This window comes from Ruegeria sp. HKCCD8929, assembly GCF_013031405.1.
In the GTDB taxonomy this organism is placed as follows: domain Bacteria; phylum Pseudomonadota; class Alphaproteobacteria; order Rhodobacterales; family Rhodobacteraceae; genus Ruegeria.
On sequence record NZ_WPZY01000114.1, the window covers coordinates 1 to 2,256 of the forward strand.

The 2,256-nt window shown below is 63.0% G+C and carries 2 protein-coding genes; both read right to left on the minus strand.

The features are described from left to right. On the minus strand, nucleotides 1-478 hold a 478-nt coding region (locus GOX53_RS29185; protein WP_171182382.1), incomplete at its 3' end, for a TniB family NTP-binding protein. Between the two features lie 4 nt (nucleotides 479-482). After that, on the minus strand, nucleotides 483-1,613 hold the full coding sequence (locus GOX53_RS29190) for a Mu transposase C-terminal domain-containing protein (protein ID WP_171182383.1): 1,131 nt from the start codon (nucleotides 1,611-1,613) through the stop codon (nucleotides 483-485). Between the last annotated feature and the right edge of the window lie 643 nt (nucleotides 1,614-2,256).

Sequence of the window (2,256 nt, forward strand, 5' to 3'; positions counted from 1 at the left end):
CCCCCGATGCCCCCACATGCTGGAACTCATCCAGCAGAAGCGCCGCCGGCTGCAGGTGCCGCAACAGCCGAAGGGCGGCAATTTCGATCTGGTCCAGCGTGTCCCGCGGGCGCGCAGGGGCGCCCAGCCGGTCCAGAAGATGTGCATAAAACCGCCGCTCATCAGGTCGGGCCGGCAATTGCATCGACACCAGCGGATGCGGCCTGTCGCTTCCCGGCACCGTGAACCCATCCGCATGATCCCGTTCCAGTTTGCGCCGGATCAGGGTTTTGCCCATGCCGGACGGCCCATGGATCAACAGCGAGCGCATTCGTGACACCCTGGGCCGCTGCAGCAACTCCTCGACCCGCCGCACCGTCTGCATCGCCAGCGGGTAGCTCACCCAACGATCGGACCGGATAATCCGCCTGCGCTCCGCGTCGCCCAGAGCCGCCAGCGGGCGTATTGCGGGCGGCAAATGCGTGAAAGATGCGTTCATGTCCTCACCAGAGTTCGGAATCATAGATTTTTGGCACATAATCCGGGTCTGGCACCTCAGCTTCAGCACCGGTTTCTGGTGCGTTCAGCCCCTCATGCGCATCGGTTCGGCGCTGCTCAGCCCGCCGCGCTGCCCGGCTCTTCCCGGCTGCGGCCGACACCAGATAGCGGCCCGCTTCAATGGCGTCGAATACGGCGGCCTCATTTGCCGTTCCCTGCCCCGCCTCGCGCAACGCAGCAAGGGCCGCCCGGTGCTCCCAAAGCGTGATCGGTGGGCGATCCGCATGTTTGGTGGTCAACCGCTCCAGCCGCCCCTCCGGGGTCTGAAGCCAGATACAGGACAGATCCCGGGGATCGTAACGCACCGGCAGTTTGCCGGGCTTTGACGCCGCCCAGACCGCCATTTCCGGATGCCAATAGGCGATGTTGAACAGCTGCAGCCCATCGCGGCGCGGCGTGCGGTACGCGAAGGGCAGAAAATCGAGCAACAACCGGTCCGGATCTTTCGGAGTTCTGGGCACCCACCCCGTTGCCTCGGCCGCTCTCCAGGCGCTCAACGGCGCGCGTCCAAGCGCCGTATGCACCCGGTTGTGGTAGATGCCGGTGATCCGGCCCGCGAGCCAGGTTTCCAGCTCAGCGCGCGTCATGACGGCCCGGGCTTCGCTGTCATACCCCCCCTTTTCGACCGGGTTGGAGAACGTCGTGCCCGGCAACAGATGGCATTCGGCCATCAATGTGCCCATCAAACGCTCGATGTGGCCACCCCACCAGGGCGCACCCGGCGGGCGGAAATCCAGCGCCATACCGTATTGTTCGCACCCCCGTTTCAGTGCAACAGCCCGAAACTCTGCCGCGTTGTCGAGCTTGATCGTGTCAAAAAGCCCTGTACAGGGCCAAATATGCGCGAGGTTGCGCACGGCCAGCCACTCCGCCTTGTCCCCGACGGCCTGTGCAATGGCCAGCGCCACCGACAGGCGGGACGGTGGGTCCAGGGAGACAACAAACCCCAATACCATGCGGGTGGCGACATCCAGTACCAGCGTCAGCCAGGGCCGGCCGATCGGTTTGCGCCGAACATCATCGACCAGTTGGACATCAACAAGCGTGTGATCAATCTGCACGACACTGAGGGGCATAGTGGCCTGGAGAGACCCTCTGGACGGCCCAACCTTTGACTGAGCGGCCCTATACCCCTCCCGTGCCCGTGTCAGTTTGACCTGATTCAGGCGTGAGGCACGGGTTCTGACCGCTTTCAAACTTGGTGGCTTCAAACCCTGCGCCCGGCAGAGCCTCGAAACCTCCCGATGTACAGCAGACAGGACCGGCTTTTGCCGCGACGCATAAAACCTTTCCAGCTGACCGGCGATGATGACCTCAACCGCATCCGAGAGCAAACGATGCCCCTTTGGGCGACCCCCTTTTGCGGGGACCAGCGACACCGTTCGGGGATCTTCTGAATACCGGTTCAGCAGCCGGTACACCCAGGCCACGGAGAGGTTCAGCCGTCGGGCCGCCAGTGCAACCTCGGCCCGATTGCCCCGTCGCTGACTCAGGGGGCGGATTTCCCGCTCGCGCCGCACAGCCTCCGCCCAACGGGCTTCGTCAATCGCCTCAACACCACCCATTCGTCTCCGCCGCGCTGAAATCTGCCATTTTGTAAACAAGTATTGGCACAAATCGAGCGCGAGTCTACACTTAAAGGACCAGCACAGCACAAGGCCAACCATGAAAAATGGTCAAAACAAGCAAGAGCAGTCTACAGGTTTGGGAAAATCGACA

Excerpts from the sequence above, each read along its gene's own strand:
- GOX53_RS29190 (WP_171182383.1), bottom strand. The coding sequence starts at position 1,613 with ATGCCCCTCAGTGTCGTGCAGATTGATCACACGCTTGTTGATGTCCAA.